19 protein-coding genes and 1 tRNA gene are annotated in these 20,888 nt (G+C 74.8%); 9 read left to right on the plus strand and 11 right to left on the minus strand.

The window, feature by feature from the left end; translation table 11 throughout:
• Nucleotides 1–111 precede the first annotated feature (111 nt).
• Nucleotides 112–957: a lysozyme gene (locus DBP14_RS33600; protein WP_164992462.1), complete on the plus strand. Its 846-nt coding sequence runs from the start codon at nt 112–114 to the stop codon at nt 955–957.
• Nucleotides 958–1,012: 55 nt separating this feature from the next.
• On the opposite strand, the gene DBP14_RS36275 is transcribed toward DBP14_RS33600, so the two are convergent.
• From DBP14_RS36275 to DBP14_RS33620, 5 genes are all read right to left on the minus strand, one after another.
• Nucleotides 1,013–1,106: transfer RNA gene (locus DBP14_RS36275), tRNA-OTHER, on the minus strand.
• Nucleotides 1,107–1,218: 112 nt separating this feature from the next.
• Nucleotides 1,219–1,572, minus strand: coding sequence for a hypothetical protein (locus DBP14_RS33605; RefSeq protein WP_129311396.1), 354 nt, complete (start codon nt 1,570–1,572; stop codon nt 1,219–1,221).
• 95 nt (nt 1,573–1,667) lie between these two features.
• The gene (locus DBP14_RS33610; RefSeq protein ID WP_129311397.1) at nt 1,668–4,601 is read right to left on the minus strand and encodes a LuxR family transcriptional regulator; all 2,934 of its coding nucleotides are present in this window, start codon (nt 4,599–4,601) and stop codon (nt 1,668–1,670) included.
• 124 nt (nt 4,602–4,725) lie between these two features.
• On the minus strand, nt 4,726–4,956 hold the full coding sequence (locus DBP14_RS33615) for a hypothetical protein (RefSeq protein WP_129311398.1): 231 nt from the start codon (nt 4,954–4,956) through the stop codon (nt 4,726–4,728).
• A gap of 157 nt (nt 4,957–5,113) precedes the next feature.
• Nucleotides 5,114–8,242, minus strand: a complete 3,129-nt coding sequence (locus DBP14_RS33620; protein WP_277752741.1) for a type 2 lanthipeptide synthetase LanM family protein — start codon at nt 8,240–8,242, stop codon at nt 5,114–5,116.
• Nucleotides 8,243–8,647: 405 nt separating this feature from the next.
• Here DBP14_RS33620 and DBP14_RS33625 point away from each other — a divergent pair, with 405 nt between their 5' ends.
• Together DBP14_RS33625 and DBP14_RS33630 are read left to right on the plus strand one after the other, a co-directional pair.
• Nucleotides 8,648–9,259: a response regulator transcription factor gene (locus DBP14_RS33625; protein WP_129311400.1), complete on the plus strand. Its 612-nt coding sequence runs from the start codon at nt 8,648–8,650 to the stop codon at nt 9,257–9,259.
• The gene (locus DBP14_RS33630; protein WP_129311401.1) at nt 9,256–9,852 is read left to right on the plus strand and encodes a LuxR C-terminal-related transcriptional regulator; all 597 of its coding nucleotides are present in this window, start codon (nt 9,256–9,258) and stop codon (nt 9,850–9,852) included. Before DBP14_RS33625 ends, DBP14_RS33630 begins: the two co-directional genes overlap by 4 nt.
• Nucleotides 9,853–9,868: 16 nt before the next feature.
• On the opposite strand, the gene DBP14_RS33635 is transcribed toward DBP14_RS33630, so the two are convergent.
• The 3 genes from DBP14_RS33635 to DBP14_RS33645 all read right to left on the minus strand — a co-directional run bounded on the left by DBP14_RS33635 (nt 9,869) and on the right by DBP14_RS33645 (nt 12,220).
• Nucleotides 9,869–10,609, minus strand: coding sequence for a peptidase E (locus tag DBP14_RS33635; RefSeq protein ID WP_129311402.1), 741 nt, complete (start codon nt 10,607–10,609; stop codon nt 9,869–9,871).
• 132 nt (nt 10,610–10,741) lie between these two features.
• Complete coding sequence (locus tag DBP14_RS33640) at nt 10,742–11,200, minus strand: hypothetical protein (protein ID WP_129311403.1); 459 nt, start codon at nt 11,198–11,200, stop codon at nt 10,742–10,744.
• A gap of 117 nt (nt 11,201–11,317) precedes the next feature.
• The gene (locus DBP14_RS33645) at nt 11,318–12,220 is read right to left on the minus strand and encodes a hypothetical protein (RefSeq protein ID WP_129311404.1); all 903 of its coding nucleotides are present in this window, start codon (nt 12,218–12,220) and stop codon (nt 11,318–11,320) included.
• Nucleotides 12,221–12,421: 201 nt separating this feature from the next.
• Between DBP14_RS33645 and DBP14_RS33650 the strand changes: the two genes are divergently transcribed.
• The 4 genes from DBP14_RS33650 to DBP14_RS33665 all read left to right on the plus strand — a co-directional run bounded on the left by DBP14_RS33650 (nt 12,422) and on the right by DBP14_RS33665 (nt 15,940).
• Complete coding sequence (locus DBP14_RS33650) at nt 12,422–13,597, plus strand: PP2C family protein-serine/threonine phosphatase (RefSeq protein ID WP_129311405.1); 1,176 nt, start codon at nt 12,422–12,424, stop codon at nt 13,595–13,597.
• 129 nt (nt 13,598–13,726) lie between these two features.
• Nucleotides 13,727–14,725 carry a MerR family transcriptional regulator gene (locus tag DBP14_RS33655; protein WP_347239679.1) on the plus strand — a complete coding sequence of 333 codons (999 nt, stop codon included), beginning with the start codon at nt 13,727–13,729 and terminating at the stop codon, nt 14,723–14,725.
• A gap of 26 nt (nt 14,726–14,751) precedes the next feature.
• A complete protein-coding gene (locus DBP14_RS33660; protein WP_129311406.1) occupies nt 14,752–15,381 on the plus strand; it encodes an AAA family ATPase in 630 nt (209 codons plus the stop codon).
• Between the two features lie 34 nt (nt 15,382–15,415).
• Complete coding sequence (locus DBP14_RS33665; RefSeq protein WP_129311407.1) at nt 15,416–15,940, plus strand: GNAT family N-acetyltransferase; 525 nt, start codon at nt 15,416–15,418, stop codon at nt 15,938–15,940.
• A 15-nt stretch (nt 15,941–15,955) separates the two neighbouring features.
• On the opposite strand, the gene DBP14_RS33670 is transcribed toward DBP14_RS33665, so the two are convergent.
• On the minus strand, nt 15,956–17,113 hold the full coding sequence (locus DBP14_RS33670; protein WP_129311408.1) for an FAD-dependent monooxygenase: 1,158 nt from the start codon (nt 17,111–17,113) through the stop codon (nt 15,956–15,958).
• Nucleotides 17,114–17,198: 85 nt separating this feature from the next.
• Here DBP14_RS33670 and DBP14_RS33675 point away from each other — a divergent pair, with 85 nt between their 5' ends.
• The gene (locus tag DBP14_RS33675; protein ID WP_129311409.1) at nt 17,199–17,756 is read left to right on the plus strand and encodes an ABC-F family ATP-binding cassette domain-containing protein; all 558 of its coding nucleotides are present in this window, start codon (nt 17,199–17,201) and stop codon (nt 17,754–17,756) included.
• A gap of 19 nt (nt 17,757–17,775) precedes the next feature.
• On the opposite strand, the gene DBP14_RS33680 is transcribed toward DBP14_RS33675, so the two are convergent.
• Complete coding sequence (locus DBP14_RS33680) at nt 17,776–18,804, minus strand: AI-2E family transporter (RefSeq protein WP_129312224.1); 1,029 nt, start codon at nt 18,802–18,804, stop codon at nt 17,776–17,778.
• A 364-nt stretch (nt 18,805–19,168) separates the two neighbouring features.
• The gene (locus tag DBP14_RS33685) at nt 19,169–19,831 is read right to left on the minus strand and encodes a DUF2267 domain-containing protein (protein WP_347239680.1); all 663 of its coding nucleotides are present in this window, start codon (nt 19,829–19,831) and stop codon (nt 19,169–19,171) included.
• A 323-nt stretch (nt 19,832–20,154) separates the two neighbouring features.
• On the opposite strand from DBP14_RS33685, the gene DBP14_RS33690 reads away from it, so the two are divergent.
• On the plus strand, nt 20,155–20,886 hold the full coding sequence (locus DBP14_RS33690; protein WP_129311410.1) for an MgtC/SapB family protein: 732 nt from the start codon (nt 20,155–20,157) through the stop codon (nt 20,884–20,886).
• Nucleotides 20,887–20,888 lie beyond the last annotated feature (2 nt).

Genomic DNA, 20,888 nt, shown 5'->3' on the forward strand with positions numbered 1-20,888 from the left:
CCCCCACCGGCGGGCGCGCGGGCGGCGGAGACACCCGCTTGGCCTAACCCTGGCCGTGGATGGCTTCGTTGGGCGGAACCCGGAGTGCGGGACCACCCGATGCCGGGTCAGATGGATGGCGTGCGAACCTCCATGACCTTCCCCAGCCGCCCGTCACGACTCGGCCTCACCGGCGTCCTGACCGGCCTCCTCCTGCTCCTGTCCAGTCCGCCCGCCACGCCGGCCCCGGGCGGCGCCATACCCATTCGCGGCAGCGCCTACATGGGCATGGGCGTCCTCGCCCACGACGGCGCCGCCGACCTGCCCGACACCGCCGCCCCCGGCTCCCGGGCCAACCTCACCGAGGGCGTCGACGTCTCCAGCTACCAGGGCGACGTCGCCTGGTCGACGCTGTGGGGCAGCGGCACCAAATGGGCCTACTCCAAGGCGACCGAGGGGACCTACTACAAGAACCCCTACTTCGCCCAGCAGTACACCGGCTCCTACAACGTCGGCATGGTCCACGGCGCCTACCACTTCGCCACCCCGGACACCACCAGCGGCACCACCCAGGCCGACTACTTCGTCGACCACGGCGGCGGCTGGTCCAAGGACGGCAAGACCCTGCCCGGCGCCCTCGACATCGAGTGGAACCCCTACGGCGACTCCTGCTACGGCAAGTCCACGAGCGCCATGGTCAGCTGGATCCGGGACTTTTTGAACCGCTACAAGTCCCGCACCGGCCGCAGCCCCGTCATCTACACCGCCACCAGCTGGTGGAGCCAGTGCACCGGGAACTACGGCGGCTTCTCGGCCAGCCCGCTCTGGATCGCCCGCTACGCCTCCTCGGCCGGGACCCTGCCGTCGGGCTGGTCCTCGTACACGATGTGGCAGTACACGTCCTCCGGCGCCACGGTCGGCGACCACGACCGCTTCAACGGCTCCCTGACCAAGCTCCGCGACTTCGCCACCGGATGACCCGCCCCCGGGCGCGCCCCGCGTGACAGCGGCGGCCCGCCCGGGCGGGCACGGGCGGAGAGGGCAGGATTCGAACCTGCGCGGGTCCTCCGGACCCGACCGTGAGGCAAGCCTCCAGGTCCCCGATAAGCCACTCCGGGCACCTCTCCCTGTGTCCGGCTCCCGGTCTCCCGTGCCGTTCACAGGAACAACAGTGCCAGGGAGCGCTGACACCGGGCTGACTCTGGGCTGACACGCGGGCGGCCGGGTCCCCGGAGCCGGTCACGACGTCATGACCGCCCACGCCCCGGCCAGCCCCGCCGCGTAGACGGCGGCGCCCACGGGCAGCCCGCACCACGCCAGGCCCCGGCGCGCCCTCGCCCCCACGGCCAGCGCCGACCCGACCGCCCAGGCCAGGCCGAGCCACGGCACGCCCCACATCGTCAGCAGGCCGCGGCCGGTGCAGCGGAACGCCGGGTGGTCCGCGGTGCAGCTGTCCAGGGCGAAGATCGAGACGTAGCAGCCGAGCGCGTTGAACAGCGCGCCGCAGCCGCCCAGCACACCGACGACGACCAGGTACGCGGTGGGCCAGGTGGCCGCTCGGGGGACCTGCCGTCCGTACACGCCTGCGCTCATCGGGCTTTGCCTCCTCGGGACCGGTGTGCCCCTCACGCTAGGAGCCGTCCCGGAGCCCTCACCTGAGCCCCCGTACTCAGCGGCGGGCCGTCCGCCTACTCACCCGGGCCGGCCCGCCCGGCCCGCAGGGCGGCGGACCGCGCGCACAGGTCCGCCCGGTTGGCCGCCCCGGTCTTGGTCATCAGGCTCGCGATGTGCTTCTCCGCCGTGCGGGGCGAGATGAACAGCCGGTCGGCGATGTCCTTGTTGCCGAGCCGCTCCGCGAGCAGCCGGAACACCTCGAACTCCCGGACGGTGACGCCCCGCGCCCGCAACTGCTCCGGGATGCCGCTGGTGCCCGTGCGGTGCTGGTGCACGGGGGCGCCGAGCCGGCGCAGCGCGGCCCGGCAGGCGCCCGAGACGGCCGGCACGTCCCGCTCGTGGAAGTGGTGCTCGGCCCGCCGCAGCCAGCCGACCGGATCGCCCCAGCCGTCCTGGTGGGCCGCGTCCGCGATCAGCCGCAGGCCCAGGTGCTGGGCGGGCGGATACGGCCGGGCCACCTCCAGCGCCGCCTCGACGGCCTCGGCGGCCGCACCGCCCCTGCCCTCGCGGCCGAGCAGCACGGCGTCGGCGAGCAGGACGAACTGGCGGTTCCAGCGCATCCGGGCCACGGCGGTCGCGGTGACCTCCTCGTGCCGGGCCCGGTCCGCGTCGCCGGCCAGCACGTCCAGCAGCAGCCCGAGCCCGTGGGTGCCACCGAGATGGTAGGTGGAGGGGTTGCCCGCCTCCAGCTCCCGCACCCGCCCCAGTTCGGCCCGCGCCCGGCCGCGGTCCTCCTCCATCAGCGCGCAGAACGCGCGGGCCAGACCGAAGCCCAGCGGCTCCTCCTGCGAACCGGCCCCGTCCCACTTGGCCATCGAGGCGAGCGTCGCCTCCATCGCCGTACGGTCGCCGTGGTGCGCCTCCAGCGTGGCCCGCGCCATCAGCACGTACCTGACCGCGGGGGCGAGCCGCAGCCGTCGTACGACGGCCAGGCACTCGGCGGCGGCCGTGCGGGCCGTGTCGTACGCGCCGCGCAGCACCGCGTCCAGGACGAGGATGCCGTCCACGGTGTGCACGATGTTCACCGAGCCCAGCCGCAGCGCCTCCTCGCGGGCGGCGAGCAGCCCGGCCGGATCGCCCTCGGCGAGCCAGGTGTTGCCGCCCATGCGGGTCGCCGCGTACATGCGCTGCAGGGGGAGGCGGTGCCGCTCGGCCGTGGCGAGGGCCTGTTCCAGCATCGCGGCGGACTCGTCCGGGTCCCGCTCCCGGGCCACCGTGGCCAGCAGCTCGCGGGCCTGGCAGGCGACGACCGGCAGCCCGTACCGCTCGGCGGTGTCGGCGGCCGACCGGGCCAGCTTCTCCGCGTGCTGCGTGCGGTCCGCGCCGGGCGTGTCCAGGGCGAGGTAGGCGGCGGTGACGTCGACGGCCGCCGCGGTGGCCTCGTCGGGGGCGCCGGCCAGCACCTCGCGGGCCCGGGCGACCTGGAGGTTGCCGTCGTTCCACCGGCCCGCGGTGTGCGCGACCTTGGCCAGCCGGGTGTGCAGGGTGGCCAGCCGGGCCGGGCTCAGCCCCGACCCGTCGAGGACGTGCAGGTCCTCGGCCAGGTCGAAGGCGCGCGCGAAGTCCCCCGATTCGGCGAGCGCCGGCAGCAGGTGTTCCAGCACTTCGGCGCGGGCCTGCGGATCGCTGCCGGAGGCGAGGAGTTCCTCGGCCCGGCCGAGCAGGGTCACCGCCGAGCCGAGCGCGCCCGCCGCCAGCGCCCGGCCGCCCGCCTCGGCGAACAGCCGCCCGGCCGCGGTCCGGTCCCCGGCCTCGCACCGCAGCCCGGCCGCCAGCGCGCACCAGTCGCCGTCGAGCCCGGCGTGCAGTTCCTCGATCGCCGTCGCGCCCCGCCGGGCCAGCTCCGCGCGCTGACCGGTCGTCATCTGCGTGAACAGCGCCTCCACGGTGAGGGAGTGGCGGAAGGAGTACCAGTCCGGGGCGGGCTCGTCGGGGAGCACCAGCCGGGCGGCCACGCCCGCGTGCAGATGACTGAGCAGGGCCCGGTCGTCGACGTCGGTCATGCGCTGCAGCACGGACAGCGGGAAGCGCCTGCCGAGGACCGCGGCCGCCGACAGCAGGGTCAGGCCCTGGGTGCCGAGCCGGTCGATACGGCGCAGGATGCCGCGGGCCACCGTGGACGAGACGTCGCTGCGCAGGTCACCGACGGCCCGCCAGCCGTCCGCCGACTGCACCAGCGTGCCGGCCCCGATCATGGACTGGAGCAGTTCCTCCACCAGATACGGGCTGCCCGCGGAGTCCTCCCACAGCCGCCGCAGCACCGGGGCGGGTATCTCACCGGGGTCGTCGGCGCCGAGCTGCGCCGCGACCATGGCGTCGGCCTCCGGCCGGGTCAGCGGCGGGAGTTCGACGAGAGCGGCGGCTCCGCGCCGGCGCGCCGACTGGGCGAGGTCCAGGGCGTCGCTGAAGTCGGTGCGCACGGTGGCCAGCAGCAGCACCGGGGTGTATTCGAGGTTGTCCACCAGGTATTCGAGGACGCCGAGCGTCTCGGGGTCCGCGTCGTGCAGGTCCTCCAGCAGCAGGAGCTGTCCCTGTCCGCGGGAGGCCGCGATCAGCAGCCTCAGTACCGCCTCGCCGAGGATGACCATGGAGCTGCTGTCGCGCTCCCCGGTGTCCCAGTCGGGTATCAGCCGCCCGAGCACCGGACGGTACGGGCCGAGGGGCAGGTCGTCGAGCGGTTCGCCGCTGCGGAACAGCGACATCAGCGCCTCGGTCAGCGGCCGGAACGGCACCGCCGGACCCGTGGTACTGCTGCGGCCGCGCAGCACCCGCATCCCGGACCCCAGGGCACTGCCCACGGCCTCGGCGGCCAGCCGTGACTTGCCGACACCGGCCTCGCCGACCAGGAAGACGACGCCGCCGCGTCCTTGCCGGGCGGCGGACAACGCACTCTCCAGCAGACCCAGTTGGGGGTCCCGACCGACCAGGGATGGCGCATGGGAACGCATGAACGCTGATGATAATCGGAATATCGGGACGTGTGTCAGGTCGCCCGGTTCTCCTACGGTGCGACATGCGAAAGGGGTGGCGCGTCTCCGCGCCGCCCCCACATCCGCTACGTCTGACCGGTCGTCACCGGGGTGCGGACACCGACGTGTCGATCGTGCTCAGCGTGATGACGATCCCGCTGGTCAGGACCATGCCGGCCAGCACGCGGGCCCGCGCGCAGGCCCGGTTGCGGCCCCGGAGCGCTATCCCGCCCGCCGCGTCCTGCCCGGCGGAGTCGAGGCCGGCGTCGGCGGTGGCCTCGGGGACGCCGGCGGTGACGTCGGCGGCGGGGGTGGTGGTGAAGTGCTGGTCCATGACGGTGATCCCCTTCTGATGTCCCGTGCGGGCGAGCACGGGGGACGGGTGGTGCGGCTGAGCTGTGGTGCCGGGCGGTGCCGTGGTGCCGAAGGTGGTGCGGCGGTGCCGTGGTGCAGGGTGGTGCGGCGGTGCCGTGGTGCCGTAGGTGGGGCGGTCAGTTGCGCGGGTGGTCCAGGAGGAGGACGGAGGGCACGGACCCGGGGTGCGCCAGGCGGAGCAGCCCGTAGCCGATGCCGGACAGTCCGGCCAGCAGGCCGGGGGAGGGCACGTGGTCGGGTGTGGCGCACCGGTGGCCGCGCGCCTCGACGAGGGCGAGTACCTGTCCGGTACGGCGGGCCAGGGCCTCGGCCGCGTCCGCCTCACCCCGTTCCGCGCGCATGGTGAGCGCCTCCAGCGTGCCGAGGGTGCCCCGCGCGAGGCTCAGGTCCGGGCCCACCTCGGCGGTCAGCAGCCGGTGCGGGGCGGCCGGAGCGGCCGCGGCCGCCGCCACGCCGGCCAGTCCCGAGGACCAGGAGAGGTCCGCCGGCGCCGTGTCCGCGTGCCGCAGAGCCGCCCGCAGCAGGGCCCGGCCGGCGTCCGCGTGCGCGTCCACCCGTCCGCTCGCCCGTCCGCCGGCCCGGTGCGCCGCGTACCGCGACAGCGCCCCTCCGATGCCGGCGGCCCCGTCCGCGAACCCGGGCGCCATGCCGTGCCGGTCCGCCGTCGTGAACAGCAGGCTCGCGGCGGTCCCCTCCGCCGCCGCGAGCAGCCGGTCCGCGACGGCGTCCGCCAGCCTCAGGGCCGCGTCCGCCCCGGTCGCCTCGTGCGCCGCGACGGCGGCGGCCAGCGCCCCCGCCGCGCCGGTGGCGAACCCGGGATCCGGGCAGTCGGCGACGGCGTGCCCGAGCGCGGTGAGGGCGTCCGGCAGACAGGCCGTCAGGTCCTCGCCGAGCAGCCGGGACAGCCGGACCAGGGCGTACACGACGCCGCCGAGCCCGTCGTAGGCTCCCGGCCCGGCCGCCGCGCTCAGTTCGGGGTCGGCGGCCAGCGCCCGCAGCAGCGCGGGCAGCGGCCGTACGGCCTCCCGGGCGAGGGTGCCGTAGCGCCCGCCCCCGGCCAGCGCGTCCGTGTGGGCCAGGAAGAGCGCGACCCCGCAGTAGCCCTGCGCCAGGCCGGCGCCCATCGGCAGCACAGCCCAGTGCGGGCCGGACACCCGTTCCAGGCCCAGCCAGTTGGTCCGGCCGCCCTCGCGCACCGCCCGGGCGGCGATCTCGTCGGCGATCCCGCACGCCGCGGCGAGGAGCCGCGAGGAGTCGGCCACGACCGCGGGCACCGCCGCCACCGCCAGTTCCGACCGCGGCCGGTCCAGCGGGGAACCGGCCCCCCGCGCCGCGAGCGTGGCGGCCACGATCCACTCCTGGTCGTGGCAGTCGACCTCGTCCATCCGGGCGATCTTCTCCCGTACGGCGCTCAGGCTCGCCACCGGCAGCAGGTCCGGCAGCCAGGTCCCGTCGGCCGCCCAGACCCCTGTACCGGACGGCCGGTGGGCGAACAGCGGCACGTCGCCGCGCCACAGGTCCGCCGTCTCGTGCTCGACGAGCCGCCGGCGCGCCGGGTCGTGGAGCGACTCGGTCCACAGCACGGCGAAGACGCCGTCCCGGGCCAGGGCGTCGCCCAGCAGGGCGGGATGGGTGGACTCCTCCAGCAGGGTGGCGTACAGCCGGGTCGAGCGCGGGATGAGCCGGGCCGGGCTGTCGGCCGCGCGGGCCAGGACCCCGTCGGCAGCCCGCAGTTCGTGTCCGTGGGCGGCGATGGCCGCGTACGCGGTGCGGAACCCCTCCAGCAGGGCGGCCCGGTGGTCCGCGCCGGCCTGCGGGTGCCCTTCGGGCAGGGGGTGGTTCTGCGCGGCCGGACTGCTGAGCGGGGCGCGGACGGCCCGCATGGTGTCCGTGCCGCTGTTCTCCCAGCGCAGCCCCTCGCTCGGGTAGGTGCCTTCGGCCGTCCGGCCCAGCGCGGAGATGTCCAGCGCGCCGTGTTCCCCGATCAGCAGGTGGGGCAGCAGGCAGGTGCGGTGCACCGAGGCGTGCAGGGCGTCCGCGGCCGGATCCGCGCCGGCCGTCATGGCCTGGGGGAGCCCGGTGTGCAGCAGGGTCTCGGCGTCCACCAGCACCGGCTGGTCGCCGCACGCGACGACGTTCTCGTAGTGCATGTCGGCGCCGTCCACCGCGTACAGCAGCGCGAGCAGTGCACCTTGCCGCCGGTAGAAGGCGTCCGTCTCGGTCACCGAGCGGCACCAGCGGTGCTCGACGAACTCCAGCCAGCCGTACTCCTCGCGCCGCAGGCTGCCCGGGGTGCGCAGCCGCAGCCCGGGCACCTTCGCGTCGAGCCACGCCGTCAGGTCGTCCAGCAGCGCGTGCTGGTCCAGCGGCCGCGGCTTGTACACCAGCCGGTCGCCGTGGGCGAAGCGCAGCACCGCCACGGCCCGGTTGCCCTGGTGGGCGTCTCCGCGGCCGAGGTCCACGCCGGTCAGGGCGCCGGGCTCGCGTCCGCCGAGGAGGCCGGCGACAAGCTCGTCCCGGTCGGCCCGGAACCGCCGGACCAGCTCGGCCGTGGCGGCGAGGCAGTCCAGCGCGGTCTGGGCGAGCATCCGGGCCAGCACCGGGTAGGCGGCGAACAGTTCACCGAGGCCGCGCCGGGTGCCCGTCGTGGCGACGAAGGAGGCGAACCGCTCGCGCGGGCCCGCCCCGGCCAGCCGCCCGGCCCGCCGGGCCGAGTCCAGCTCGCGCACCAGGGCGCGGGCGGCCTGCCGCACCAGCTGATACGTCAGCCGCTCCTCGAACTCCCGCCGCCACACCGCCTGTTCGGCCTCCGCAAGCCGCGCCAGCACCGGCTCCAGCACGGCCGTCGCGGGAGTCACGAGGGGGCGTACGACCGGGGCGAAGGCGTCGGGTCCCTCCGCGTCCGCGGGGGAGCGGCCGATACCGGGCCCGGGGAAGTCCGCGCCGTCCAGGGCCCGTTCGGTGTAACCGGCCCACCGCGGCTTGGCGGTGCGGGCGGCCAGCCGCTCGGCGGGCTCCGCCGCCAGCGCCGCCGCCGTGTCCGTGTCCACACCGAGGTGCGCCAGCCGTGCCGCGAAGCCCTCGGCGTCACCGGCCGCCCAGGGGGCGCGGCCGGCGGCTCTCGCCGCCGGCGCCGTGGGCGGTTCCGGGGCGGCGAGCCGTTCCGCGAGGGTCAGCGCCGGAGCCCACCAGACGAGCGGCAGGCCGGCGCTCCTGGGAGCCGGGAGGCTGGCGGTTTTGGTCACGCACCGAAGGTCGCAGAGGCCGTACCGCCCCCACATGGGGAAGTGGCCCCCATATTCTGCGCGGAGCCCCCGCCACCCCGGCCGCGCCCGGCGGCATGCGGGCCGCAATCGCAGGTCAACGCCGGTACGACGACGGCCCCCAGGGGGCTACCGGCCGTGCCGCACGGCATCGGGCCCCGCCCCCGGCCCTGGGGACGGGCCCGCCGGCCAGGCCGTCCCGGCGCACCGGGGGACCCCGCCCCGGTCTCCCCGGCCCGGCACGGGACGCCCGGGGCGCGCCCGGACGGAAAGGTGGGGATCGGCTACCGATGCCGGGCCACCGGCCGCGGCGGCACGGTGCTGCGCAGTACCCCAGACCGCCCGCGGCACTCACCACCGGGCGGACGACCTTCCAAGGAGCAGCAGATGGGAGCACCCCTACCCGTCGGTGTGGTCGCGCTCGACCCCGTGCTGGAGGCCGGCACCCGCAGCACCCTGCTGGCGTGCCCGGAACTGGAGGTGTGCGAGCCGGAGGACGCACGGGTCGTCGTCCTCACCGTGGACCGGCTCGGACCCGACGAACTCGACACCGTACGGCTGACCCGGGCCCACCTCCACCGCCCCGCCGTCGTCCTCGTCGCGGGCGTCCTCGCCCCCGGGGACGTCCTGCACGCGCTGGCCGCCGGCGCTCGGGGACTGCTGCTGCGCCGCGAGGCCGACGCCTCCCGCCTCGGCGAGGCGGTGCTGGCCGCCGCCCGCGACGACTGCACGCTCCCCCTCGACCTGCTCGAACAGGTCCTGGATTCCACCGGGCCGGCCCCGCCGGCGTCCGGCGGCTGGGCGGGCAACGCGCTGACGGACCGGGAGCGTTCGGTGCTGCGGCTGGTCGCCGACGGCCACGAGACGGCGGAGATCGCCCAGCGCCTCGCCTACTCGCAGCGCACCGTGACCACCGTCGTCCACGACATCACACAGCGGTTCCGGCTGCGCAACCGCGCCCACGCGGTGGCCTACGCGCTGCGGGCGGGCCTGCTGTGACCACGGACCTCACCACCCCCGTCGCGATCCGCGTCCTGCCCGCGCCCGGCGCCGACCGGGTGCGCGCCGTCGCCCGCCGCGCCGGCCTGAACTGCGCTCCAGGCCACGACCCGCGTGCCCTCACGGTGATCGTCGCCGGGGACGCCGAACACGCCCTGCGGGGCATGCGCGCCCCCGGGCCGCTGGTGCTCGTCTGCGACGGCGTCACCCGGACGGGACTGCTGCTGGCCCTGCGCTCGGGCGCGGTCGTGCTGCGGAGCGCGGACCTCAGCGAGGACACCCTCGCAGCGGCCGTCCGCCGCGCCGGCCGCCCGCACCAGAGCATCCCCTACCCGGTGCTCTCCCAGCTGCTGGCCGGGGGCCGGGAGTACGGCGACCTGTGGCCGCCCTCCGAGGTGCCGACGACCCTGACGGGCCGCCAGGTCTCCGTGCTGCGGCTGATGGCCGAGGGCCACGCGAACGCGGACATCGCCCGGCTGCTGAGCTGTTCCGAGCACACGGTCAAGAACGTCGTCCACGAGGTCATGTCCCGCCTGCAGGCCCGCAACCGGGCCCACGCCGTGGCACGGGCGGTGCGGCTGGGCCTTGTCTGAGCACGGCGAGCGGGCGTCAGAACGCGGGCGTCGGCAGCCTCCGCGGCTCGACGCGCTCCTCCACGGCGCGCCCGCCCTCCCGGGTCACCAGGTAGGCGCCCTTCCCGGGCACTTCCGTGACGGCCTCGACGAGTTCGGTGCCCCGGTACACCAGGCCCACTCCGTCGTCGGTGCAGTGGGCCGAGGGGAGCGTGCCGTCCGCGACCAGGCGGTGGATCAGCGGACGCCGGCCCGCGTCGGTGTCGTAGTGGACCCCGTTGCCGTACGGCAGCAGGCCCAGGCCGTTGGTGACCGGGCGCAGTTCGGGGCCGAAGGAGTCCGTCGCGCCGCCCCGGAACCAGCAGATCGAGCCCGCGCTCACACCGCCGAGGACGACGCCCGCCCGCCAGGCGCGGCGCAGCACGGAGTCCAGACCGTGCACCCGCCACACCGCCAGCAGGTTGGCCACCGATCCGCCCATCACCCAGACCACGTCGTGGTCGAGGACGGTGCCCTCGACGTCGGTCACGTTGGGCATGGGGAACAGGTACAGCGGGGTGAGGTCGAAGCCGGCCACCCGGGCCGCCTCCGAGATCCGCGCGGTGACGTGTTCGGCGTCCCCGGTCGCCGTGCCCACGTAGAGGATCCGCGGGCGTCTGCCGTGCACGCCGGAGAGGTCGACCGCGTGGTGCACGAGGGCATCGAACAACAGCCTTGTACGCGTGCCGGCGCGGTGCCCTCCGGAGGTGGCGAGGATGGTCGGTTCCGGAGCGGTCACAGGCGTGATCGTAGCGTGGCAACTCCCGTGCGGGCGTGGGGGAGTGGTGAAGGTGGGGCGCTGTGGGAGACGGCGATGCCGTGGGTCCCGCCACCCTGCCGGGGCCGGCGCCGGGACCCACGGGCGGCGCGGTCAGCCCTGGCTGCAGTAGTCGACCCAGCGGTGGGAGGAGACGTTGTTGTTGAGGCTCTGCCCGAAACCGCCCTGTCCGGCACCGTAGGTGAAGTGCTGCGGGTCGTTGATGAGATCGGGCCAGCGGTCGCCCTGGCTGAGGCAGGCGTGCGCGCCGGTGGCGTTGACGCCCCAGTACAGGTCGACGGCGTCGTTGCCGCCCGGGTAGCCGTTGTTCCAGATGTCGGAGACCAGGTTGCGGCAGGAGCCCCAGGTGTCGGCGTTGCCGACCCAGGAGCAGGTCCGTCCGCCGCCGTACGGCTGGGTGTAGACGTGCAGCCGCCCGTCGGCGGACAGGAGCCGGGACGACGTGGCCGGCTGCGCGCCGTGCTCCTGCGGGCCGGCGGTGGCCAGCGGGGCGGCGAACACGGTGAGGGCCGCGGCCGCGGCGGCGATGACGGAGACGTGCTTGATGGACATGGGGTCCCTCGTTTCGTGGTGATGTGGTGACGGGTGGTGTGGTGATGCGTGGTGTGGTGCTGGGTGGTCCGGAACGAGCCGGTGCGGATCACCCGGTGTGGATCAGCCGGGCGTGGCTCAGCCGGCGCGGGCGATGACGGCCCGGGCCCGCGGCAGGGCCTCGCGCGCCAGCCGGGCCCGGTCGGCCGTCTCGCGGGGCCTGCTGCGGGCCAGCCGCGAGCGGTACTCGGCGTCCAGGGTGCGGGCCACGGCGGCCAGCCCCGAGGAACGCGCGCAGGAGGCTTCGGCGGTGGCCAGCCGCACCTCCTCGCCGTGCGGCCATTCGTTCCCCGGTGCGGTGGCGGCGGCCCGGGCCTCGGCGGGGCTGCCGTACGTGTAGCGCTTGCCCCGCATACAGCGTGACCAGGCCCCGGTGGCCGACCGGTACCGCTTGTCGCCGAGGACGAGCCCGACGCGCAGGCCGGCCAGGCTGTCCGTGACCCGGGTGGCCCGGAACCAGGCGGGCAGGTCCCGGTACAAGGTCCGCTCGGCCTCGGCGGTGCAGCCCTGATCGCTGTGGGTGACCAGCTGCCCCGTCGGCAGCCGGACGGAGAGTCCGCGCGGGCGGGGCCCGTTGACCGCGCTCAGCGCACCGGTTCTGCGGTCGGCGGGCAGCGACCGGAAATACCGTTGGTTCGGGTCGTGTTCGATCTCCTTCTGCCGTTCCCGGTGCAGATCATTTCCGTATCCATGTGCTGTGGCCCAGGCCAAGTCGTCGACGACATAGGGAAATCGGTGTGAGGAATTCCCGCCGTCCTCCGTCTCGGCCCAATACCGATATCCGTGTTTCTCCATGCAGGACTTGATGAGGAGTTGTTCGGCGAGCCGGAGCGTCTGTTCCGCGGTCCCGGATGCCTGCCGGACATGGCCGGCAGGTCGCCCGGCGGCGCTGCCACCCGAGGCGGAGCACGCGGTCAGGGCCAGGGCGGCGGCGCAGACGAGCACGGCCGGCCGACGGCCGATCGGACCGGTCCCGGACATCCCCACGGTGTACCTCCTCACTCGCGTGTGCGTCACCGGGGAGACTGCTGAGGAGGCCGCGGAATATGAGTGAACTACATGTGACTCACATCACACGACACTGTCGTATTCACCCGCCCGGACGCGGGAGAACGGCGCCTCACGCCATCCACTGTGAAACTGCTGAGTAATGGAACGGATGTGCGGGGCGGTGGTGGAGCGGTGACGGGAGAGCCGAGCGGTGCGCCGCTGGAGGACTTCCTCGCCGACCCCACCCACTCCACCCTCGACCTGGCGACGGCCGTCGCCCACTGCGCCAAGGCGCTCGGGCTGCGGCACGCCGTGGCCTACCTGGCCGACCTCCAGCAGCGCCATCTCGTGCCGCTCACCGACGTGACGGCGACGCTGCCGATCGACGGTTCGCTCGCCGGCTGGACGTACCGCACCCAGTCCCTGCGGGTGGAGGAGTCCGACCAGCACGGGGTGAGCGCCTGGATCCCCCTGCTGGACGGCGCCGAACGGCTCGGCGTCCTCGGCATCCACACCGAGGCGCTCACCGCGCAGTCCCTGCGCCAGGGCCGCGCGCTCGCCGCACTCCTCGCGATGATGATCACCTCGAAGCGCACGTACAAGGACTCCTTCGTACGGCGCACCCGCACCGAGGACATGCGGCTGCCCGCCGAGATGCTGCGCGCCTTCCTGCCGCCGCGCACCATCGGCAACGCCCACGTCGTCTCCACCGCCGTCCTCGAACCCGCCTACGACATCGGCGGCGACGCCTTCGACCACTCGCTGACGGCCACCGCGCTGCACGCCGTGGTCCTCGACGCCATGGGGCACAACCTGGCCTCGGGCCTGACCAGCGCGGTGGCCCTCGCGGCCTGCCGCAACGCCCGCCGCACTGACTCCGGCCTGTCCGCCCTCATCGAGGCCGTCGACCAGGCGCTGGGCCAGTGGCTGCCGGACCAGTTCTGCACCGGGATCCTCGCCCAGCTCGACTTCACCACCGGCGTGCTGGAATGGAGCAACTGCGGCCATCCGGAACCGCTGCTGATCCGCGACAGCAGACTCGTGCCCCACGCGCTGGAACGCGAGCCCGACCCGCCGATGGGCCTCAGCTCACTGCTCGCCGGCCGGGAACGCCGGGTCCACGAGGCCCGTCTCCGGCCGGGCGACCGGGTCCTGCTCTACACCGACGGCGTCACCGAGGCCCGCACCGCCGACGGCCAGCTGCTCGGCCTCGAACGCTTCGCCGACTACGTCATCCGCGCCAGCACCTCCGGCGAACTCGCCCCGGAGACCCTCAGACGCCTCATCCACTCCCTCCTCGACTCCCAGGACAGCCGCCTCCGCGACGACGCCACGATCCTCATGTTCGAATGGCAGCCCCTCCGCTGACCCCGGCCACGGCAGCCAACCACACCGCATTCCCTCACTCCGCTGGAGCCCGCGACACCTCACTGGGCAGGTTTCTCCGCCTCAGCCGCTTGACCTTGCCCCCCGGGGCAACGTCTAGCGTCGACCGTCATGGACGGGTTGAGGATCGGTGAAGTGGCCCGGCGGGCCGGGGTCACTGTCAAGGCGGTGCGGTACTACGAGTCGCTGGGGCTGGTCGTGCCGGAGCGGCTGGCCAACGGGTACCGCAGCTATGGCGAACGTGATGTGCGGCTGGTGCGGGAGATCAGGGCGTTGCGGGCGCTCGGGATCCCCGTGGAGCGCACGCGGCCGTTCCTGGAGTGCCTCGGGGCCGGGCGGCCGCATGCCGACGACTGCCCGGCGTCGTTGGCCGGGTACCGGGAGGCCATCGACGAACTCACCGGACGCATCGAGGAGCTGAGCGCCCGTCGCAGCGCGCTGATCTCCCAGCTGAACACCGCCGCCCACCGCCACAGCAGTGCCATGGAGGAAGACGATCACCTGTCGCTGCCCCTGAACCTTCCCGCCCCGCAGGACGACGGCGCCGCCCGGCATCTGCCCGGTACGGCGATGCCGTCCCTCGCGCTGGCGGGCACCGCGGGCAGAACGGTGCGGCTGGACAGCCTGGGGCCGCGTCGTACGGTCCTCTACGTCTACCCGCTCACCGGCCGCCCCGGAACCGATCTGCCCGAGGGCTGGAACACGATCCCGGGTGCACGCGGCTGCACGGCCGAGGCGTGCGGCTTCCGGGACCACTTCCAGGAGCTGCTGGAGGCGGGTGCGAGCCGCGTCTACGGCCTGTCCGGTCAGGATCCCGCCTATCAGCGCGAGGTCGTGGAACGGCTCCGCCTCCCCTTCGACATGCTCTCCGACCCGGGTCTCGGCCTGGCCCGCGCCCTGCGCCTGCCCACGTTCGACGTCGAGGGAACGACCCTCTACCGGCGGATCACCCTGATCGTGCGCAACGGAGTGGTCGAGCACGCCTTCTACCCAATCTTCCCGCCCGATCAGCACGCCGGCCAGGTCCTCTCGTGGCTGCGGGCCCACCCGCTGAGGGCCGAGGCCGCGGGACCGGACGGACCTGAGATGATCAGCGGGGGAGAGAGGTAACCGCGCGACGCGAGGGGGAGACCGTCATGACGACCGGGACAGCCACGGATCCGGCGGCCGAGGAGTACGCGCGGATCCCGGACACCCCGTCCGCCGGCACCGTCGTGCTGCTCAACGGCACCTCCAGCTCCGGGAAGAGCAGCATCGCCCGCGAACTCCTCGGCATGCTCGAAGGAAGCTGGTTCCATCTGCCGGTGGACGCCTTCCACGCGCTGCGCGGCGGCAGCCCCCTCGCCGACGAGGACGTCCAGGCCGAGATCGACCGCACCGCGAAGGGCTTCCACCGGGCGGTGGCCGGCATGGCCGCGGGCGGCAACAACCTCGTCGTCGACTACCCCCTCAGCCGCCGCTGGCGCCTGCTGGACCTCCTGGACCTGCTCGTCCCCGAGGACACCGTCCTCGTCGCGGTGCGGTGCCCGCTGCCCGAACTGGAGCGCCGCGAGACCGAGCGAGGCGACCGGCAGCCCGGCCTCGCGGCGACCCAGTACGACCACGTCCACTCCCACGGAACGCACGACATCGACGTCGACACCTCCCGGGAGACCCCGGCCGCCTGCGCCCGCCGCATCGGCGACCACCTCCGGCGCCGTACCCGCCCCACGGCCTTCGAGCGGCTCCGACGTGATCTGCGCCCCCGGCCGGCGACGGCACCGTGACCGCCGGAAACCCCATGAGACGAGGAAGGCCGTGATGACCGACCACGGAGTCGTGATCCGCCCGGCGACCGCCTCCGACCTCGACACGGTCGCCGCCGTCTACGCCCACTACGTCCACCACACCGTGGTCACCTTCGACGAGACCCCCCGGTCCACCGCCGACTGGGCGGACCGGCTGGCCGACCTCACCGCTCGCGCCCTGCCCTTCCTGGTCGCCGAACTGTCCGGCGCCGTCGCCGGATTCGCCTACGCCGCGCCCTGGCGGGTGAAGCCGGCCTACCGGCACTCCGTGGAGGACACCGTCTACCTGGCACCCGGGGCCACCGGCCGCGGCCTGGGCACCGCCCTGCTCCAAGCCGTCGTCGAGGGCTGCGAACGGGCGGGCGTACGGCAGATGATCGCGGTCATCGCCGACACCGGCGACGAGGCCTCCCGGGCCCTGCACCGCCGTGCCGGCTTCACCGACGCCGGCCGGCTGGTCGGCGTCGGCCGCAAGCACGGCCGCTGGATCGACACCCACCTGATGCAGCGCACCCTGTCGTCCTCCGCCGGGGAGTAGCCGGCCGATGGGCGGTCAGCCCAGGGCCGGCGGTGCCCAGTCGGCATGCCGCAGGACGGCCCGGGCCGTCGCCCCGGACGGTGCCAGCCGCAGGGCGGTGTCGCGCAGCGCGACCGCCAGCGGGTGGGACAGCTGCTGGCCCATCCGGCCGGCCAGCCGGGCGGCGCGTGCCACGGCCTGGGCGCGGGGGCGGCGCTCGCTGTCGTAGCGGGCCAGCGCCGCGGCGACCGAGGGTTCCGTGGAGAGCGCGGCGGCCAGCGTGGCCGCGTCCTCCAGGGCCTGGCAGGCGCCCTGACCGAGGTTCGGGGTCATGGCATGGGCGGCGTCGCCGAGGAGGGCGATGCGGTCACTCGTGAACGAGGGCAGGGGTGTCGCCAGTTCGTGGACGTCGTGGTGCAGGACCTGCTCCGGCCGGGTGGCGTCCAGCAGCGCGGGAACGGGGTCGTGCCAGCGTCCGAACCTGCGGCGCAGCACGCCGAGCGTGTCCGCGTACCGTACGCCCGGCGGTGAGTTGAGCACCGCGTGCCACTCGGCCCGGCCGTCCGCGAACGCGATGTGCCCGAACTCGGTGCCCCGGCCCCAGGTCAGCTCGAAGTCGGAGTGCAGGGCCACCGGCCGGTACGTGACGGCCCGCAGCACGGTCGACCCGTTGTGGACCGGACCGGGATGGCCCGGGAACAGCCCGCCGCGCAGCCGGCTGCGGACCCCGTCGGCCGCCACCACCAGGTCCGCGTCGAGGACGCCGTCCCCGACGGGCACCCGGACCCGGCCCGGCGCCGAGCGGTCGACCGACGGCACGGTGACGCCGACGACCAGGCAGCGCGGCGGCAGCGCGTCGCGCAGCAGTCCGTGCAGCACGGCCCTGGGGATGCCGACGATCGGCGTGCCCAGCGCGCGGGCGAGCGCCGCGCCGTCCATCCGGGCCAGCCACCGCCCCGAGGGCGTGCGGGTGCCGCCCGTGTACTGCGGCCGCGCCGCCGCCCGCACGGCCGCCCCGACGCCGAGCACGTCCAGTGCGCGCAGCCCGTTGGCGTGCAGCGAGATGCCGGCGCCCGCGTCGGCCAGGGCGGCCGCCCGTTCGACGACCGTCACCTCCCAGCCGATCCGGCGCAGTCCGATCGCGGCGGCCAGCCCGCCTATGCCGCCCCCGACCACCACGGCAGTGCCGCCCATGTCCGCTCCACCCTCCACCCGGCCCAGTCTTCTACAGATGTAGAAGGCAGCCTACGCCCGCTCTCTACAGGTGTAGAAATGGGGGGTGTCCACCGATCGACGTACGCTCCTCGCCGACGCGGCCATCGACGTGCTCGCCGGCACCGGGATCCGCGGGCTGACGCACCGCGCCGTGGACCGGGCGGCGAACCTCCCGCCCGGCACCACCTCCGCCTACTACCGCACCCGAAGTGCCCTGCTCACCGCGCTCGTCCGCCGCCTGGTGGCACTCGACCAGGCGGAGCTGCGGGAGCTGGGGGAGCACACACCGGTGCTCCGGAACGCGGGCGAACTGACGGCCGGCCTCACGTTGCTGGTCGAGCGGCGGCTCGCGGCGGAGGGCCGCGGACGCTCCCTCGCGCGCTACGCCTGCGCCATCGAGAGCGTGCACCACACCGAGCTGCGGGAGATCCTCGTGCCGCGCCGGAACCCCGCCCGCCAGGCCGTGACCGACTTCCTGGCCGCCCAGGGCGTCCAGGACCCCGAGGGGCGCACCGTGACGCTGCTGACCTGCGTGGACGGTTTGGTCTTCGACCGGCTGGTGAACGGCGGAGGCGTCACCGAGGCGGAGATCGGCGGCCTCGTGGCGGCCGCCCTGCGCTGAACCGGGGCCCGGCGGGCGCTCACGTCGGTACGGTCCGCAGCGCGCGCCGCACCGCCCACACCACGGAGACGAACGGCACGGCCACCACCGCGCCGATCACCCCGGCGACGATGCTCCCCGCGATGACCGACACACCCACCACCACCGGATGGAGCCGCACCGCCCAGCTCATCACCACCGGATGCAGCACGTGCCCCTCCAGCTGGCCGATGACGACGATCAGGACCAGGACGGCGGCCGCCGTGAGCGGACCCCGCCCGGCCAGCGCGACCACCGTGGCCACGGCCAGCGCCACCGGCGAGCCCACGAGCGGCACGAACGCGGCGAAGAACTCCAGCAACGCCAGCGGCAGCGCGAGCGGCACCCGCAGCACGAGCAGCGCGACACCGACGAGCACGGCGTTCGTGGCGGCCACGATGATGATCCCCCGGGTGTAGCCCGCGAACGTCCGCCAGGCCGCACGCCCCGCCCGGTCCCACGCCGGACGCGCACCGCCGGGCAGCAGCTCCTCACGCGCCCACGCCCACATGCGCTCGCCGGAGTGAATGAAGAAGACCGACACGAACAGCGCGAGCGCGCCGCCGGTGACCACCTCGACGACCCGGCCCAGCTCCGTCGCGGCCCGGCTGAGCAGACTCGCCCGGTGGGCGGAGACGTAGTCCGTCACCTGCTGCTGCAGATGGGTGAGCGTGCCGGGGCCGAGCCGGAACGGAGGGCGCTGCAGCCACAGATCGATCCGGTGGATGCCGCCGCGGAACTCGGACACCAGGTTGCCCCACTCGCCCGCGACCGCGTTGCCCACCAGGGCCAGCAGCGCCGCCAGGAACAGGATGCTGCCGACGAGCGCGACCGCCACGCACAGCGCACGCGGGAGCAGCCGGTTCAGCAGGTCGACGGGCGGACGCAGGAGCGAGGTGACGACCAGCGCGAGGAACAGGGCCACGGCGACGAGCTGGAAACGGCCGAGCACGATGAAGACGCCGTAGACGACGACGCCGACCAGGATGAGGCGCCAGGCGTAGGCCGCGGCGACCCGCAGCCAGGGCATCGTGTGCTCGCCCGGCACCGCCGGCCGCGTCCGGCCGCGCGCCGCCGCGCGCACCGGAAGCCCCGGCCGCCGCCCCGCCCCGACGCCCGCCGGGCGCTCCCGGCCGCCCCGTCGCCGAGGAACCGCCACCCGTCCACCTCCTCCCCGCACCCGGTCCGTGACCACCCGTCACGTCTAGAGCACGGTAAAGGCCGGACCGGCGGCGGGCGACGGACGGCAGGCCCGTTTGGCGGAGCCGCCGGCGCGGGCGCGGCCCGGCCCACGACCCCTCGCCGGCATGGCGGCCTCGCGCCCGGACCGACAGTCACAGGACCTTCACAGCGTGGCGGCGATGCCGGACGACGCGAGGGGCACTCGGAGCGGGTCACCGGTCGGGAGGACGCCCGCCATGATCATCGTCGCGCTGCTGCTGCTCCCCGTACTGAGCCTGTTGCTGTACGGGCTGGACCGGGTCGAGGACGTGTGGTTCACCAAGCCGGACCGCCCGGCGCGGGGTCCCCGGCACGCGTCGCGTGACCGGGGCGGGGCGCCGGGGCGGTGACGCGGGCGTCCCTGACACGGGCGTCCCTGACACGGGGCTCGCCGTACGGCGCTCAGTCCACGGTCTCGGCCGCCCGGCCCACCGGCAGCAGCTCCCGGATGTCCCCGGCAGCACGCCGGCCACCTTCTCCGTCAGCTCGGGCGCGAGCGCCGCGTCCAGCACCTCCAGGACCGCTGCCGCCTCCCGCAGTGCCGTGTCCTCGTTCGTGCCCGCACGTCCGGCGATCCGCCCGGCGAAGACGGTCAGGTCGAACCGTTCGCCCGAGCCGTCCGGCGGGCCGGCCCCGGCCGGCTCCCAGGCCTCCGTCGCCTCGCGCATCGAGGCGGCCAGCTCGTGCGGCAGTTGAGCCGCGACATGCCGGGCGAGTCCGGCCGGGAGCCGCTCGGCCAGCGTGCCGAGTACCGCCCGCGTCACCCGCTCGGCCGAGCCGCGGTCCGGCAATTGGGCGAGCGCCTGCACTTTTCCGATCATCTCGTCGTGATGCATGGGCGTGTTCCTTCCGCAGGGTGCGCCGCACCTGCCGCCCGCCCTCCGGGCCTCGCCACGCCTTCTCCCGCCCGCGGGGCTCGTGCCACGGGGATCCGGGCCGCGGGGTCTGCCGCCGCTGTGAGTCGTGCCGCCGGGTCCCCGTCGCCTCCGGGCGGTAAACGTCCCGGTGGCACCGGCCCCGCCACGGGGTACGTATGGACATCGAGAACGGGGGAACCGACCTCGGGGGTCGGTGACCGGATCGCAAGGACCGGTGACCGGGCCTCAGGGACCGGCGGCCGGATCGCACGGACCGGTGACACCACGGACGGGAGGCGCGCATGACGGGCCTCGCGGCGCCCTTGTGGGACCTGCACAACGGCCAGGGCCTGCGCCAGCTCGCCGAGCTGGGCCTGGCGCTGCTGCTGTCCACCCTGATCGGCTGGGAGCGGGAGGCGCAGCAGAAGAGCGCCGGGCTGCGCACGCACACGCTCGTCGGTATCGCCAGCGCGCTGATGATGGAGATCTCCCAGCACGGCTTCACCGGCGTGCTCGGCCTCGACAACGTTTCGTTCGACCCCTCCCGGGTGGCCGCGCAGATCGTCTCCGGGATCGGCTTCATCGGCGGCGGCCTGATCTTCGTACGACGGGACGCCGTACGGGGGCTGACCACCGCGGCCACCATCTGGCTGACCTGCGCCGTCGGCATGGCCTGCGGCGGCGGCCTGCCCGTCCTGGCGCTGGCCACCACCGCCGTGCACTTCCTGGTCGTGCGCGGCTATCCGCTGCTGTCGGCGCGCCTCACGCCGGGCACCGCCGCCGGTGCCTTCGAGGCCCGTCTGACCTACCGCACGGGTACGGCGCTCCTGCCGCGCCTGATGCAGATCTGCACGGGGCGCGGTTTCCGCATCCTCCAGGTCAAGGTGGAACGCCTGCCCGGCCGCACCGACGACGCCGCACGCGTCCTGCTGGAACTGGAGGGCACCGGCGACCCCACCCAGCTGGCCTCCGAGCTGTTCCAGGACGACGGCGTCATCGACGTCGAGCTGAGCGCGGCGGCGGATGACGACTGACG

The sequence above is a fragment of the Streptomyces sp. L2 genome, from assembly GCF_004124325.1.
Taxonomy (GTDB): Bacteria; Actinomycetota; Actinomycetes; order Streptomycetales; family Streptomycetaceae; genus Streptomyces.